General features: G+C 68.8%; 17 protein-coding genes. 11 read left to right on the top strand and 6 right to left on the bottom strand.

The annotated features are described in order from the left end of the window. The coding region (locus VF794_RS27760) for an SLC13 family permease (RefSeq protein ID WP_331115531.1) at positions 1–801 on the top strand (801 nt) is incomplete at its 5' end. Positions 802–816: 15 nt separating this feature from the next. Here the strand turns inward: VF794_RS27760 and VF794_RS27765 are convergent. Continuing rightward, positions 817–1,374, bottom strand: a complete 558-nt coding sequence (locus tag VF794_RS27765) for a hypothetical protein (protein ID WP_331115533.1) — start codon at positions 1,372–1,374, stop codon at positions 817–819. 160 nt (positions 1,375–1,534) lie between these two features. Between VF794_RS27765 and carF the strand changes: the two genes are divergently transcribed. After that, complete coding sequence (carF, locus tag VF794_RS27770; RefSeq protein WP_331115534.1) at positions 1,535–2,386, top strand: plasmanylethanolamine desaturase; 852 nt, start codon at positions 1,535–1,537, stop codon at positions 2,384–2,386. On the opposite strand, the gene murI is transcribed toward carF, so the two are convergent. Both murI and VF794_RS27780 read right to left on the bottom strand, forming a co-directional pair. Continuing rightward, on the bottom strand, positions 2,383–3,201 hold the full coding sequence (gene murI / locus VF794_RS27775; protein WP_331115536.1) for a glutamate racemase: 819 nt from the start codon (positions 3,199–3,201) through the stop codon (positions 2,383–2,385). The genes carF and murI overlap by 4 nt on opposite strands. Positions 3,202–3,309: 108 nt before the next feature. Then, a complete protein-coding gene (locus tag VF794_RS27780; RefSeq protein WP_331115538.1) occupies positions 3,310–4,356 on the bottom strand; it encodes a hypothetical protein in 1,047 nt (348 codons plus the stop codon). Positions 4,357–4,537: 181 nt separating this feature from the next. Between VF794_RS27780 and VF794_RS27785 the strand changes: the two genes are divergently transcribed. The 4 genes from VF794_RS27785 to VF794_RS27800 are packed head-to-tail and all read left to right on the top strand — an operon-like array spanning position 4,538 to position 7,770. Further along, positions 4,538–5,245 (top strand): MotA/TolQ/ExbB proton channel family protein, encoded by a 708-nt coding sequence (locus VF794_RS27785; protein WP_331115539.1) that lies wholly within the window; start codon positions 4,538–4,540, stop codon positions 5,243–5,245. 12 nt (positions 5,246–5,257) lie between these two features. Beyond that, positions 5,258–5,713 (top strand): protein TolR, encoded by a 456-nt coding sequence (gene tolR, locus VF794_RS27790; RefSeq protein WP_331115541.1) that lies wholly within the window; start codon positions 5,258–5,260, stop codon positions 5,711–5,713. 3 nt (positions 5,714–5,716) lie between these two features. Further along, the gene (locus tag VF794_RS27795; protein WP_331115543.1) at positions 5,717–6,490 is read left to right on the top strand and encodes an energy transducer TonB; all 774 of its coding nucleotides are present in this window, start codon (positions 5,717–5,719) and stop codon (positions 6,488–6,490) included. Further along, entirely contained in the window at positions 6,487–7,770 is a 1,284-nt protein-coding gene (locus VF794_RS27800; protein WP_331115547.1) for a DPP IV N-terminal domain-containing protein, read from the top strand. The genes VF794_RS27795 and VF794_RS27800 overlap by 4 nt, the downstream gene beginning before the upstream one ends. Before the next feature lie 202 nt (positions 7,771–7,972). Here VF794_RS27800 and VF794_RS27805 read toward each other — a convergent pair whose 3' ends face one another. Continuing rightward, the gene (locus VF794_RS27805) at positions 7,973–8,206 is read right to left on the bottom strand and encodes a hypothetical protein (protein ID WP_331115548.1); all 234 of its coding nucleotides are present in this window, start codon (positions 8,204–8,206) and stop codon (positions 7,973–7,975) included. Positions 8,207–8,302: 96 nt separating this feature from the next. Here VF794_RS27805 and VF794_RS27810 point away from each other — a divergent pair, with 96 nt between their 5' ends. Then, entirely contained in the window at positions 8,303–8,515 is a 213-nt protein-coding gene (locus tag VF794_RS27810; protein ID WP_331115549.1) for a hypothetical protein, read from the top strand. Between the two features lie 63 nt (positions 8,516–8,578). Beyond that, on the top strand, positions 8,579–9,208 hold the full coding sequence (locus VF794_RS27815; RefSeq protein ID WP_331115550.1) for an HNH endonuclease: 630 nt from the start codon (positions 8,579–8,581) through the stop codon (positions 9,206–9,208). A gap of 29 nt (positions 9,209–9,237) precedes the next feature. Here VF794_RS27815 and VF794_RS27820 read toward each other — a convergent pair whose 3' ends face one another. Continuing rightward, positions 9,238–9,957 carry a double-CXXCG motif protein gene (locus VF794_RS27820; protein ID WP_331115551.1) on the bottom strand — a complete coding sequence of 240 codons (720 nt, stop codon included), beginning with the start codon at positions 9,955–9,957 and terminating at the stop codon, positions 9,238–9,240. Between the two features lie 13 nt (positions 9,958–9,970). Beyond that, the gene (locus VF794_RS27825; protein WP_331115552.1) at positions 9,971–10,792 is read right to left on the bottom strand and encodes a TIGR02269 family lipoprotein; all 822 of its coding nucleotides are present in this window, start codon (positions 10,790–10,792) and stop codon (positions 9,971–9,973) included. Between the two features lie 516 nt (positions 10,793–11,308). On the opposite strand from VF794_RS27825, the gene VF794_RS27830 reads away from it, so the two are divergent. The 3 genes from VF794_RS27830 to VF794_RS27840 all read left to right on the top strand — a co-directional run. After that, the gene (locus VF794_RS27830) at positions 11,309–12,493 is read left to right on the top strand and encodes an aminotransferase class V-fold PLP-dependent enzyme (protein ID WP_331115554.1); all 1,185 of its coding nucleotides are present in this window, start codon (positions 11,309–11,311) and stop codon (positions 12,491–12,493) included. 12 nt (positions 12,494–12,505) lie between these two features. Beyond that, the gene (locus tag VF794_RS27835; RefSeq protein ID WP_331115556.1) at positions 12,506–13,435 is read left to right on the top strand and encodes a Ppx/GppA phosphatase family protein; all 930 of its coding nucleotides are present in this window, start codon (positions 12,506–12,508) and stop codon (positions 13,433–13,435) included. Then, a partial coding sequence (locus VF794_RS27840; RefSeq protein ID WP_331115558.1) for an MFS transporter occupies positions 13,432–13,682 on the top strand: 251 nt, incomplete at its 3' end. The genes VF794_RS27835 and VF794_RS27840, both read left to right, overlap by 4 nt.

Here is a 13,682-nt window from a genome sequence, read left to right on the forward strand (position 1 = left end):
GTGGAGGTGGGCTTCGTCGAGTACATGGTGGCCGCCCTGCCCTTCGTCCTCCTCTTCCTGCCGCTGGTGTGGTGGGTGCTCTGGCGCCTGGGTCGCCGGGACGCGCTGGGCCCTGGCCAGGGGGTGGGCGTCATCCAGCGCGAGCTGGCCGCGCTCGGTCGCCTGTCAGGCGGCGAGAAGGTGGTGGGCACCGTCTTCCTCGTGGCCGCGACGCTGTGGATCGGCGGGGACTTCCTCCGGGGCCTGCTCGCCCCGTGGATGGCCTCGGCCTTCGGCGGCTTCAAGCTGCTGGGCAAGCACTACGAGGCGGGCGTGGCGATGCTGGCCGCCGGGGCGCTGGTGCTGCTGGGCCGGCTGTCGCGCGCGGCCCTCGCCCGGGTGCCCTGGGACACGCTCTTGCTGCTGGGAGGGGGCTTCGCGCTCGCCGCCGGCATCGAGGGCAGCGGGCTGTCCACGTACCTGGCCGCGCACCTGTCCGGCCTGGAGTCCCTGGGCCTCGCCGCCCAGTACGGCACCGTGGCCCTGGCCACCGTGCTGCTGTCCGCCGTGGCCTCCAACACCGCCACGGTGAACGTGCTGCTCAACGTGCTGCCCGCCTCGCTGCCCCTGCTCGCGGTGAGCACCTTCGCCTCGTCGTGCGACTTCGCCCTGCCCGCGGGCACTCCGCCCAACGCCATCGTCTTCGGCAGCGGCTACGTGCGCCTGCCCACGATGATGAGGGTGGGGGTGGCCCTGGACTTCCTGGCCGCCGGCCTGCTCACCGTCTACGGGCCCCTCTGGGTGCGCTTCGTGCTCGGCTGAGCCCGAGCGGGAGGACTACTGGTTGTCCTCGCCCGCCAGGTAGCTGAGGATGACCTCGTCCAGGCTCTTCTCGGAGATGAGATCCTCTCCGAAGAGCGTTTCCACGCCCACGTCGTTGATCTTCGGCGCCACCTGGAGGGCGCGCGCGGCGGCGATCTCCGGGGGAACGAAGACGGCTGGGGGAGCGGCGGGAGCCGGGACCTTGGCGACCTGCATCGGCTGGCCCGGATGCGTGCGCGTGTTGGGCGCATCGTCGGTGGAGCCGAGCTGGCCGGGCTGGTAGTGACGCACCCCCGTCTCGTAGCCGTCGTACACACCGTTGATGAGGTTGCGCAGCATCTCCTTGTGCTGCTCTTCCATCAGCTCGCGCACGACCTCCGCGAGGTTCTCGGCATTGAGGATGTCGGCGTACGACGTCTTCTTGGACGCGAGGATGTTACCGCCCACGAACAGGTGGGTGATGATGTGCGGGTTGTTGACACCCGAGTCCTCGGTCTGGACGTGGTAGACCTTCCCCTTGTACTTGATGTTGTGGTTGAAGCCTGTGACGGCTTTTTCGAAGGTTTTCGACATGCCCGAGTCCGCCGACCGTACCAGTGGGCTCGGGGGGTGACAAGGAACGCGTCAGCGAGCCTGTCTGAATGCCTGCTGGCCCCTCGGCTGGAAGACCGGGCACCTGGAACGTTCACCAGACGACTTCGTTGAAAATCCCACTGCGGGTACACTGCGGCGGATGAAGAACGAGCTCAAGAACCAGCTGCGCCAGCAGGACGCCACGGCGCTGGCCCAGGGCTATTCGCCCGCCATCCGCGCGATGGAGATCGCCAGCATCCTCGCCTTCGTTACCCTGGAGGCGGCCCTCGTCTGGCGGTTGTGGGGTGGCCCCCACACAGGCCCCTGGCTGGTGGTGAGCGCCCTGCTGCTGGGCTACCTGGCCGCGGACTTCGTCTCCGGCATCGTCCACTGGATGGGCGACACCTGGGGCTCCACCGAGATGCCCGTGCTCGGCAAGGCCTTCATCCGGCCCTTCCGCGAGCACCACGTGGACGCCAAGGCCATCACCCGCCATGACTTCGTGGAGACCAACGGCAACAACTGCCTCGTCTCCCTGCCCGCCGCCCTCCTCGCCGTGGCCCTGCCCCACTCCAGCCCGGGCTGGGTCTTCGTCTCCGCCTTCCTCGGGGCGATGATCTTCTGGGTGATGGCCACCAACCAGTTCCACAAGTGGTCCCACCTGGAGGAGCCGCCGGCCCTCATCGGCTTCCTCCAGCGCATCCACCTGGTGCTGCCGCCGGACCACCATCAGGTCCACCACACGGCGCCCTACAACAAGTACTACTGCATCACCGTCGGCTGGATGAACAAGCCGCTGGCGATGATCGGCTTCTTCACCGCCTTGGAGCGCCTCATCACCGCGGTGACCGGTGCGATTCCCCGCAGGGACGACATCGGCACCGAGGCCGCCCTGGAGCTCTTCGCGGTCACCGCCAGCGCCGAGTCCCCCGTCGTCCAGGTCGCCAAGGAGCTGCTCGAGGCGGCCTCCGTCGAGGAGACCAAGCCGGCCGCCCCCGTCCAGCCGTCCTAGAAGGACAGGTCCACCTGCTCCGCCGAGTGGATGGGGCGCCCCAGGAAGCGGGCCCCCACCTCGACGAAGCGCTCCGGCACGTCCGTGACGAAGTAGTGGTGCGAGGGCGTCCCGCTCCCAGGAGCCAGCAGCCCCCGCTCCTCCAGCAGCACCGCCACCGCCTCCGCCGTCGCCTCCGCCGAGTCCACCAGCGTCACCCGCGGCCCCACGGCCTCGGCGATGACGTCCTTGAGCAGCGGGTAGTGCGTGCACCCCAACACCAGGGTGTCCACCCCGCTCCGGGCGAAGTCCGTCAGGTACTCGCGCGCCACCAGCCGCGGCACGTCGCCCCCGAGCCACCCCTCCTCCGCCAACGGCACGAAGAGCGGGCACGCCCTCGCCTTCACCTTCACGCCCTCGGGCCCCGCCGCCGCCTCCAGCTCCCGCTGGTAGGCCCCCGAGCGGATGGTTCCCGGCGTCCCGATGACCCCCACGCCCCCGCCTCGCGTGCGCCGCAGCGCCGCCCTCGCCCCGGGAGCGATCACCCCCAGCACCGGCACCGGCAGCATCGCCGACAACGCCGGCAGCGCCACCGCCGAGGCCGTGTTGCATGCCACCACCAGCAGCTTGATGCCGCGCTCCAACAGGAAGCTCGCGTTCTTCAGCGAGTAGCGCGTCACCACCTCGCCGGACTTGGTGCCGTAGGGCACCCGCGCGGTGTCACCCAGGTAGAGCGTGCTCTCGTGCGGGAGGTGGGACATCAGCGCCTTGAGGACCGTGAGCCCTCCGACACCCGAATCGAAAACCCCGATGGGACTGTGGCTGCCTTGCCGCATACCCGGGCTCCTATCACGTTTGATGCCAACCCCACGCGCCCGCCCGCAAAGCAAGGAGGGCCGAGGCGGATGCCCCGGCCCTCCGGACAGCGGGCGAGCTGGCGGTGACTACTGCTTGCTCATCACCAACACCGTGGCGGCGTCGGTCGCCTTCTTCTGCTCGAAGGCCTTCACCGTGAGGGTCGTCATGTTGTTCTCGTTGCTGTAGGTCATCGTCGAGCCGACGTACCCGCGGATGCGGACCTGGTAGCTGCCCGGCTTCATGAACTGGTTGACCACGGGCGCCGCGACGCAGTCATACGAGAGACCTTCCCCCTCGTAGACGACCTTGTTGGTGGACAGGTCGAGCAGGTTGAGCACCACCGAGGTGAGGCCCGTCTCGGCGCAGTTGCGGTAGTTGGTGCCATCCCACATGTCCCAGCGCACCGACATGCCGCCCAGCTCGAAGAACCTGAACTCCACCGAAGGGGCATCGACGCCCCGCTGCGTCGTCAGGGTGCCCTGGAGGTTGTACAGGGGCATGTTGGCCCGGCCCTGGATGTCGTAGCCATAGGCGATGAGCTGGAGGGTGTGCGTCCCCGGCTCCAGGTAGGGCGTCGGAATCCCGTCGCCGTCCGTGCCGTCCAGGCAGTCCACGGAGACCCACTCCCCGTTGTCGATGCTGGCCTTGATCGAGGTCACATTGGCCTGGCTGCACGTGGGCCGGCTGTAGGAGCCCTTGGCCGGGAAGTACCAGGAGACGTAGGCGTAGGTCTTCCCGTCCGGCGTCATGTCCACGCGCACCTGCTTGTTGCCGTTGACCGTGAAGGAGCCGGAGCTCGAGTAGAGGACCTTGTTATAGGCGTCGAACGCCTGGAGGGTGTAGCTGTAGGTGCCGGCCCGGAAGTTGCGCAGGGTGATACCGTCCACCCCCGCGGTGTTGCAGGCGTAGAAGCCGTTGCTGTCGAGCGTCTCACCGGGGATGGAGAGCTTGATGCTCTTCACGTCCGGAACGTCGACGCACCGGCCCTCGGCTCCGAACGTCCACAGGAACGACACGTCCCCGGGAGAGCCCGTCGGCGGAGGATTGGGGTGGTCACCGCCATGGTCGACGATGATGCAGCCGGTGCCGAGCGTGGCGAGACAGAGGAATGCGGCGAGGAGTCTGGCGTTCATTGGGGCGTCCTCGTGAATCAGGAGCGAGGGTGGGTGGGGAGCGGGCATGCGGCCCGTCACACTGACCCTCGGACGCCTGCCCCGGGGAATTATTCATTGTTCCGCAGCAGCAGCCAACCCACCCCCCCCCGGATGGGATTGTTTTGACCACCCTGTACCGGAGTGTTACGGCCTGTTCCCCATGATGCCCCGCTTCCCCCTGGCGCTCGGCGCCATGAACTACCTGCAGATCCTCCGGGATGCGTCCTTCCTGGAGATGTTCGTGCTGGCCCTGCTCATGGGCGTCTCCATCGCCTCCTGGGGGCTCATCGCCCTCAAGCACACCCAGCTGTCGCGGGCCCGCTCCCAGTCGCTCTCCTTCCTGGACAGCTTCTGGAAGGCCTCCCGGCTGGAGACCATCTACCAGGACGCCCAGAAGCTCGAGGGCTCGCCCCTCTCCAAGGTCTTCTGCGCCGGCTATGAGGAGCTGAGCAAGCTGGCTCAGCACAAGGAGGGCGCCGAGGGGGCGATGAGCGAGCGGCTCGGCGGCATCGAGAACGTGGAGCGGGCGCTCAACCGCGCCTCCACGGCTCAAATCATGGAGTTGGAGTCGCGGGTGTCCTTCCTGGGCACGGTGGGCGCGGCCTCGCCGTTCGTGGGCCTGTTCGGCACCGTCATCGGCATCCTCAACGCCTTCAACACCATCGCCGAGCAGGGCAACGCCACGCTGGCCACGGTGGCCGCGCCGGTGGGCAACGCCCTGTTCGCCACGGCGGCGGGTCTGTTCGCGGCCATTCCGGCCGTGGTGGCCTACAACTCGTTCGTCAGCCGCATCAAGGTGTTCGACACGGAGATGGCCAACTTCTCCGCGGACTTCCTCAACATCATCAAGCGGCACTTCTTCCGCTAGGGGACGCGCGTCATGGGCATGGGCTCCAATCGCGGCTCCGGCGGCCGCGTCACCATGAGCGAGATCAACGTCACGCCCATGGTGGACGTGATGCTGGTGCTGCTCATCATCTTCATGGTGACGGCACCCCTCATCCAGCAGGGCGTCAAGGTGAACCTGCCGGAGGCCAAGGCCGCCCCCGTCGAGGCCGCCGACAAGAAGCTGGTGCTGTCCATCGACATGCAGCGGCGCGTCTACATCGGCGAGGCCGAGGTGGCGCTGGCCGAGCTGGAGAAGAAGCTGGCCACCAACACCAAGGCGCAGACCGACAAGGAGGTCTACCTCCACGCGGACCGGGACGTACCCTATGGCGTGGTGGTGGACGTGATGGCCGCCGCGCAGCGCGCCGGCATCACCAACGTGGGGATGATCACGGACCCCACGGCCGGGGGTCGTGCGTCCAACAAGAAGAAGGAGGCACGGCGCTAGCCCATGCACCCGGCCCAACAAAGCCTGCTCGCCTCGAGGCCCTCGCGCCTGGGGCGCTTCATCACCTTCTCGTTGGTGGGCCACGCGGGCGTGCTGCTCGCCGTGGGGTTGTACACCACCTTCTTCGCGGCCCCTCCGGTGCTGCTCGACCAGAAGCCCATCCGCGCCACGCTGGTGCGCCTGGGCAAGCCGCGCGACGAGAAGCTGCTGCCCCGTAAAGAGGAGCCGCCTCCTCCTCCGCCCAAGAAGGTGGAGGCCGCTCCCGAGCCGCCCACGCCCGCCGCGCCCACACCCGCCAAGGTGGCCGTGCCCATCCCCGGCATGAAGCCCGAGCCCGCCTCCAAGCCCACGCCCCAGAAGGGCGAGGCCAAGGGCGAGGACCGGCGCAACCGCCTCTTCGGCGCCTTCGACAAGTTCTCCAAGTCCAAGCCGCGGGAGGAGGAAGAAGGCGCCGAGGACGGCGATCCGAACGGCGACTCCGCCACCGCCGAGGGCGAGCGCTACTTCGGCATGCTCACCTCGCAGGTGCGCCGCAACTACAACGTCGCGGACACCATCCCCGAGAACGAGCGCCTGTACCTCAAGGCCCAGGTGGCCATGCGTCTCAACCGCACCGGTGAGGTCATCGATGCGCGGCTCGCCAAGGCCAGTGGCAATGCCCTCTTCGACTCGGCCGTGTTGTCCGCGGTGAAGAAGGCCTCGCCCTTCTCTCCTCCCCCCGACCATCTGCGGGACGCGCTCCAGAAAAGTGGCGTCGTCCTGGAGTTCAGCCCGTGAACGCGAAAGCCCTCCTCCTCTCCCTCCTCCTGCCGCTGGCGGCGCTCGCACAGGCGCCCGTCCTCCAGATCTCCGGCGCCAACTTCCGGCCCCTGCCCCTGGCCGTCACCCCGCCGCTGGTGCAGGGCGATGAGGCCAAGGCGCCCGCCTCGGAGGTGGATGACACCTTCATGTACGACCTGCGGGCCTCCGGCCTGTTCCAGGTGCTGGACCGGGCCAGCTTCCTCGCGGACCCGAAGGAGGGTCTGGCCGCCGGCAGCATCAACTTCTCGCGCTGGGCGGACGTGGGTGCCGAGTCGCTGGTGAAGTACTCGCTGGCCCAGGAGGGCGGTGAGCTCAAGGCCGAGGCGCGCGTGTTCAACGTGGGCAGCGGCCGCGAGGAGTTCAAGACGAACGCGAGCGCCTCCCCCGCGGAGTCTCGCCTGCTGGCCCACAAGCTCGCGGACGCCATCTACCGCTACTACACCCGCGAGCCGAGCCCCTTCCTCTCGCGCATCTCCTACGTGCGCAAGACGGGCAACAACCGGGACGTGTGGGTGGCGGACTGGGACGGCCGCAACGCGAAGCAGGTGACGCGCGGGGGCATCAACATCCTGCCGGCGCTCGGGCCCGATGGAACCCTGGGCTACACCTCGTACCAGCAGGGCGAGCCCAACCTGTACATCCGCCAGCCGGACGGCGACACCGTGCGCCTGAAGACGGCCGAGGGCCAGATGGCCACCGGCGTGTCCTTCTCCCCGGACAGCAAGCGCGTCGCGTACTCGCTGGCCGAGGGCGAGAGCGCTCAAATCTGGGTGGCCAACGCGGATGGGAGCGGCCCGAAGCGGCTCACCGACACGCGCTTCGGCATCAACTCCAGCCCCTCGTGGTCCCCGGACGGCAAGCGCCTGGCCTTCGTGTCCAACCGGGGCGGCTCGCCGCAGGTGTACGTGATGAACGTGGACGGCTCGGGCGTGCGCCGGCTCACCTTCCAGGGCAACTACAACCAGACGCCGGACTGGTCGCCGCGAGGAGATCTCATCGCCTTCACCGCGCGCGACGAGCGCAACGCGTTCGACCTGTTCACCGTGAATGTGGACTCGGGGAAGATCACCCGCCTGACGCAGGACCAGGCGAACAACGAGGAGCCCTCCTTCTCTCCCAACGGGCGCCTCGTCCTCTTCACCTCCACGCGCACCGGCACCCCGCAGCTCTTCGTGATGACGGCGGACGGCAACAACCAGGTGCCCCTGCCCGCCCAGGACAAGGCCGCGCTCCTGACGCCGGACTGGGGCCGCTGAGCTCCCGTCTCCAGCCCGTCTCCATTTCTGGCCCCTTTCTCCTGCGCATAGGGCGAATGGGAGGCCTGTTGAGGGTGAGGGCTGGTGCAGAGGGGACGAGGAGGGCCGCTGACGGGTGCCGCCCAACTGTGCACCCGGCCGGTGGAGAAGGCTGTGCAGCCCCACTTTGGGCACACGCCTGCTCAAGCCGCGCTCCCCTCATTCAGGGCGCGGTAGGGGGTTTGGGCCTGTGGACAACCGCGGCCCGGTGCTCAACACCACGCCAGCGCAGCTGGCCGCGTGGGTAGTTCCAGGTGCTACCGCCCGCGAGCACCTGGTAGTCGCCGCCCACGGGCCGCACGTCGAGGAAGTTGGGGGCCTGTCCCAGCGACAGCCCCAACACCAGCAGCAGCGGAACTCGTTCCGCCGAGCCCAGCCTCACGCGCCGTGGACTCACGCTCGGCCTCCCCGTGCCCACCCGGGCCTCCCACCGTGTTGCGTCTGGTGGCACGGACGGTAGCCTGGTGGTCGGACCCGTACCCCCAGGGCGCCCATGGCAAAGGCGGTCTTCACCACCTCGGAGAGCTCTGCCTACGACGCTCAGCCCGAGGTGCGTTACCACTTCCCCAAGACGTACTTGCGTCAGGCGGAAGCCGCCACGGGTGACCTGATTGTCTATTACGAGCCCCGCCGTACGGCGGGTCCGCGCAGTCGCACTGGCCGCCAGGCGTACTTCGCGGTCGCCCGGGTCCTCCGAATCGAATGAGACCCGGTACGGCCCGACCACTCCTACGCCTACGTCGGTGACTTCCTCGAGTTCGACCGTCCGGTGCCGTTCAACGAAGAGGGCCATTATTACGAGTCGGCGCTGAGGAAGGCGGACGGCACCACCAGCAAGGGTGCCTTTGGCCGTGCGGTCCGCACGCTGGGCGATGCCGAGTTCGAGGCCATCCTGCGCGCGGGCTTCACGCGAAAGCTCGAGCCCTGGGAGGGCCCCGTCGCCGGGGCGGCGGAAGCTCCCATCCAGTTCCCGGCACGGCCCATTGCCGCGCAGGTCGTCATGCGGCCCTTCCGCGACGAGGCGTTCCGGCGCCACGTCCGCCAGGCCTACGGCAATACCTGCGCCGTCTCCGGCCTGCGGCTCATCAATGGAGGGGGACGTCCCGAGGTCCAGGCCGCCCACATCCAGCCGGTTGCCGCGCAGGGGCCAGACTCCATCCGCAATGGTCTGGCCCTGACCGGCACGGTGCACTGGCTCTTCGACCGCGGCTTGCTCTCGGTCGACGACGACTACCGCATCCTGCTGGCACAAAGCGGTGTGCCGGAGGAGCTCGGCAGGCTGGTTCAGCCAGATCGAAAGCTGCTCCTGCCCTCACGCCCGGAGTGGCGTCCCCACTCCAGCTATCCGCGCTGGCATCGCGAGCACGTCTTCAAAGGCGCGCGCTCCTCCTCGGCGTAGGACGCGTCGTCTGCCCCCCTCCGGCGGCCTCACCCCTCCGTGGGCAGGGGGAGGAAGACGATGCCGTCCAGACCCAGGCGCTGGCAGGCCTCGGCGAAGCGCTCGGTGCAGACAACCATGGTGGACATGTCCACCAGTCGGAACAAGTCCAGGTTGGGGGGAAGCGTGGCGACGTCCAGCACGGGCTCCTTGGGCATGGAGAGCCCCAGCCGACCACAACGAGGGCAGCGCGGCTCGAGATCGGGAGGCAGGCACTTGGGGTGCAGGCGGCCCACAGGGAGCAGTTCCAGCTCGAGCAGCTCGGGCGAATTGCGCTGGCGGAAACGCACCTCCATGCGGTACCCATTGAGCCCGCACAAGCCCTCGGCCTGGAGCTTCTCCAGGGCCTCGCGCCGCACCAGCAGCACATCCGAATAGTTGGAGACGAATTGCCCGAAACGGCCCTGCGCATTGCCCACGAGGGGTCCAAAGCACGAGCCCGGCTCCACCACGGCGCCTGGAGGTAGCAGGGGACGCACCAGCTCCCGCATCCGCTCGTATTCCTCGATGGGCTTGGCCCCAGGCCTCTCGAATTTGGCCAGAGCAGCTACCAAGGTGAGGTCCACCGAGGGATACGATTTGGACGTATTGGCCCACGTGGCCTTGCAGGCCGGACAGGTATCCACCCCCGGAAGCCCCCACTTGGGCGCGGCGTTGACGAAGCCCGTGTACCCCAGCGCCTTGTCTTCCCTGATTCTGAAATAGCGCATAGCGAGTCCCTGCTCAGTCGCAATAGTAGGGGACGAGAGGGCCATTGACTCCGAACCGCGACATGAGTTCGCCCGCGAACGCCCACATCTGCTCGGCGGTGGCTTCTTGGTTGTCGTCCTTGAACCGCCGCCAGGCCTCATTCCACTGGCCTCCGTTGGGCCCACCACTGTGCAGCCATTGGTGGAAGCTCCTGGGGACACGGATGGTGAAGGCATGAATGTCGATGCCCCGACCATCGAACCAGAGGGCCAGGCGTTCCTCCTGCGGAAAGATGTGGTGCTTCTCGTAAGGCTCCTTCGGGCGGAGGCTGCACTGCCAGTGGCGTAGTTGCCTGGCGACGCGCGGCTCGCGCGTCTTCCAGTTGTGCCAGGGAATCTCGAAGACGGGGTCGGCCACGGTGGGCGCGGCCACGGGGTGTCCCCACCAGCGGTTGGGGTTGTCCTCCCACGGCTCGCGCACCGCCGTCGTCACATCGGTGCCCGTCGAGGGGCGGAGCAAGGGTCGGGTCAGGGGGCGGACCAACACCGGGTAGGTGCCCTTCGCCAACACCACCGAGGGCGCCTCCACCCCACGAGGCGCTTCCACCTCCACCACCTCCCAGCAGCGCCAGACGGCACAGCGCTCCTCATCGCACAGGGGCACCACGCAGCTCGGGTCCGCGCGAGCCTCCTCCCACGAGTACACGGCGTCGGATGCTTGCTCGACATCGTGCACGACAGGGGTCGAGGTGGCACACGCCGTCAGCAGCACCGCCAGCAGCGGCAACCCAAGGAGGAAGTGCGTCAAGCCCATGCGGCCCACGTTACCTCGGGCGCCCAGGCCGCTTTGCTTCATGGACGCTCTACGGGTCGTCTGACACCTTCTCGAAAGCGGAAGTGCGTTAGCGTCCCGGGCCATGGCCAACTTATCTGGAAAGCCGAGATCTGGGCTTGCCCCGGTTACGTGGCTCTCCCGCAGTTTGTGTGAATCCTGGGTGCCTGCGGACGGCTGTACGAGTGAGGCCCGCCCGCTCGCTGCCCCTGAACCACACGAAGTGCGGGAGAGCCACAAAACCGGGGCAGGCTCACACCGCCATCCATGAGAGAGAGCTGCTCGGCCACTGCATTGCGCATGGAGCGCTGTGCGCCCGGCCGGTGGAGAGGCCGTGCAGCCCCCCTTTGGGCACCGACCTGCCCACCCCGCAGGCCTTGCCGCCGTGCCCTCCGACGCCGCAGGGCGAACACCGCGCGCAGAGCATCCCGGGTGCGACCGTGAGAGGCGCCGGGGCGGCGTGACTCCGAGGGGCTGGTTCAGTCCTCGTCGCACTCCCCCTGGGAGAGGGCTGGGGTAAGGGTCTACAGTCCTCGGGCCATGAACGCGTCCCCGTTCCGCTCGCAGTGGTCGCTCGACCCCGAGGTGACCTTCCTCAACCACGGCTCCTTCGGCGCCTGCCCCACGCGGGTGCTGGAGGAGCAGTCCCGGCTGCGCGTCCGCATGGAGGCCGAGCCGGTGCGCTTCCTCCACCGGGAGGTGGAGGGACTCGCCGATCTGGCCCGCTGGGCGCTCGGGGCCTTCCTGGACGCGGACGCGGACGACCTCGCCTTCGTCAACAACGCCACCACGGGCGTCAACACGGTGCTGCGCTCGCTGCGCTTCGCCCCCGGTGACGAGCTGCTCACCACCGACCACGAGTACAACGCCTCGCGCAACGCGCTGGACTTCGTGGCCCGGCAGTGGGGCGTGAAGGTGGTGGTGGCGAAGCTGCCCTGGCCCGTCCCCTCGTCCCAGGCCGTGGTGGAGGCGGTGCTCGCCCACGTCACCGACCGCACCCGGCTGCTGCTCATCGACCACGTCTCCAGCCAGACGGCCCTGGTGCTGCCGGTGGCCGAGCTCGTCCGCGCCTTGCGCGAGCGGGGCGTGGAGACCCTGGTGGACGGGGCCCACGGGCCCGGTCAGGTGCCCCTGTCCCTGCGCCAGCTCGGCGCCGCGTACTACACGGGCAACTGCCACAAGTGGCTGTGCGCGCCCAAGGGGGCCGCCTTCCTCCATGTGCGCAGGGAGCTCCAGCCGGACATCCGCCCCCTCGTCATCAGCCACGGGTACAACTCGCGGCGCGAGGATCGCTCCCAGTTCCGCCTGGACTTCGACTGGACCGGGACGGGAGACCCCACCCCCTTCCTCTGCATCCCCAAGGCCCTGGAGGTGGTGGGCACCCTGCTGCCCGGGGGCTGGCCGGAGGTGATGGCCTCCAACCGCGCCAAGGTGCTCGCCGCGAGGGCCCTCCTGTGCGAGCGGCTCGGCGTGGCCCCCCACTGCCCGGAGGAACTGGTGGGCTCCATGGCCACCATCTCCCTGCCGGACGGCTTCCCGATGGAGCCCTCCCGCCTCGGAGTGGACCCCCTCCAGGACCGGCTCCTCCTGGAGCACGGCATCGAGGTGCCCATCGTCCCCTGGCCCCGGCCACCGCACCGGCACCTGCGCGTGTCCGCTCAGCTCTACAACTCGCACGCGGAGTACCAGCGACTCGCGGAAGCTTTGGAGGCGCTGCAGCGCTGATAAGCTCCCCGGATGCCTCGTTTCGCCACCATCGACGTGGGGACCAACTCGGTCCTCCTGCTCGTCGCGGACCGCCAGCCCGATGGCCGCTTCCAGGCCGTGCGGGAGCGGGCGGAGATCACCCGCCTGGGCCGCGGCGTGGACAAGAACCGTCGCCTCTCGCCCGACGGCATGGAGGCCACCCTCCAGGTGCTGTCCGACTTCGCTTCCGAGGCACGCGGCCTGGGGGCCGAGGCCATCGCCGTGTCCGCCACCAGTGCCGCGCGGGACGCGGAGAACGGCGCCGACTTCCTCTCGGCCGCCAAGGTGCGCGCCGGGGTGACGGTGGACATCATCTCCGGCGAGTTGGAGGCGCAGCTCTCCTTCACCTCGGCGTACGCCGACTTCGGGCGCGAGGCGGCCGGGCCGATGGTGGTGATCGACATCGGCGGCGGCTCCACCGAGTTCATCTATGGAGACCCGGAGGGCCGCGTGGCCTTCCGGCACAGCTTCGACGTGGGCTCGGTGCGGATGAGCGAGCGCTACGTGCACTCGGATCCGCTGTCCCCCGAGGACCGCGCCCGGGTGGAGACACACCTGCGGGAGACTTTCTCCGCGCTGCCGCCCTGCCCTCCGGGGGCGCGGCTCGTGGGCATCGCCGGCACGGTGACGACGCTCTTCACCGTGCGGCACGCCATCGACCCCTATGACGCCGCGCGCGTCCAAGGCGGCACCCTCACGCTCGCCGAGTTGGAGGCACTGGCGGACAAGATGTGCCACCTGCCGCTCGCCGAGCGCCAGAAGCTGCCGGGCCTTCAGCCCAAGCGCGCGGATGTGATTCCCGCCGGAGCCCTCATCCTTCTCGAGAGCCTGCGGGCCCTCGGGCTCGAGCGCTGCCGGGTGAGCGACCGCGGCCTGCGTTGGGGCCTGCTCGCGTACCGTTTCGGAGCCCCCCACCCATGAGTCCGACCACCGCCGTGGCCAACCCCACCGCTCCCGCGAGCACCTCCGCGCGCACCAGCTACTACGCGCTGCTCATCCTCTCGCTCATCAACCTGGTCAACTACCTCGACCGGTACATCGTCACGGTCGCCCTGCCCTACATCAAACAGGACTTCCAGCTCACCAACACCCAGGCGGGCTACCTGGGCAGCTTCTTCATGCTGGTGTTCATGCTGGCCTCCCCGGTGAGCGGCTTCCTCGGGGACCG

The sequence above is a fragment of the Archangium sp. genome (assembly GCF_036389735.1).
Lineage (GTDB): Bacteria > Myxococcota > Myxococcia > Myxococcales > Myxococcaceae > Archangium.

Bases quoted from the DNA above. Each gene is read 5' to 3' on its own strand.
- VF794_RS27765 (WP_331115533.1), bottom strand. From the start codon at position 1,374: ATGTCGAAAACCTTCGAAAAAGCCGTCACAGGCTTCAACCACAACATC.
- carF (WP_331115534.1), top strand. From the start codon at position 1,535: ATGAAGAACGAGCTCAAGAACCAGCTGCGCCAGCAGGACGCCACGGCG.
- murI (WP_331115536.1), bottom strand. From the start codon at position 3,201: ATGCGGCAAGGCAGCCACAGTCCCATCGGGGTTTTCGATTCGGGTGTC.
- VF794_RS27780 (WP_331115538.1), bottom strand. From the start codon at position 4,356: ATGAACGCCAGACTCCTCGCCGCATTCCTCTGTCTCGCCACGCTCGGC.
- VF794_RS27785 (WP_331115539.1), top strand. From the start codon at position 4,538: ATGATGCCCCGCTTCCCCCTGGCGCTCGGCGCCATGAACTACCTGCAG.
- tolR (WP_331115541.1), top strand. From the start codon at position 5,258: ATGGGCATGGGCTCCAATCGCGGCTCCGGCGGCCGCGTCACCATGAGC.
- VF794_RS27795 (WP_331115543.1), top strand. From the start codon at position 5,717: ATGCACCCGGCCCAACAAAGCCTGCTCGCCTCGAGGCCCTCGCGCCTG.
- VF794_RS27810 (WP_331115549.1), top strand. From the start codon at position 8,303: ATGGCAAAGGCGGTCTTCACCACCTCGGAGAGCTCTGCCTACGACGCT.
- VF794_RS27820 (WP_331115551.1), bottom strand. From the start codon at position 9,957: ATGCGCTATTTCAGAATCAGGGAAGACAAGGCGCTGGGGTACACGGGC.
- VF794_RS27825 (WP_331115552.1), bottom strand. From the start codon at position 10,792: ATGAAGCAAAGCGGCCTGGGCGCCCGAGGTAACGTGGGCCGCATGGGC.
- VF794_RS27830 (WP_331115554.1), top strand. From the start codon at position 11,309: ATGAACGCGTCCCCGTTCCGCTCGCAGTGGTCGCTCGACCCCGAGGTG.
- VF794_RS27835 (WP_331115556.1), top strand. From the start codon at position 12,506: ATGCCTCGTTTCGCCACCATCGACGTGGGGACCAACTCGGTCCTCCTG.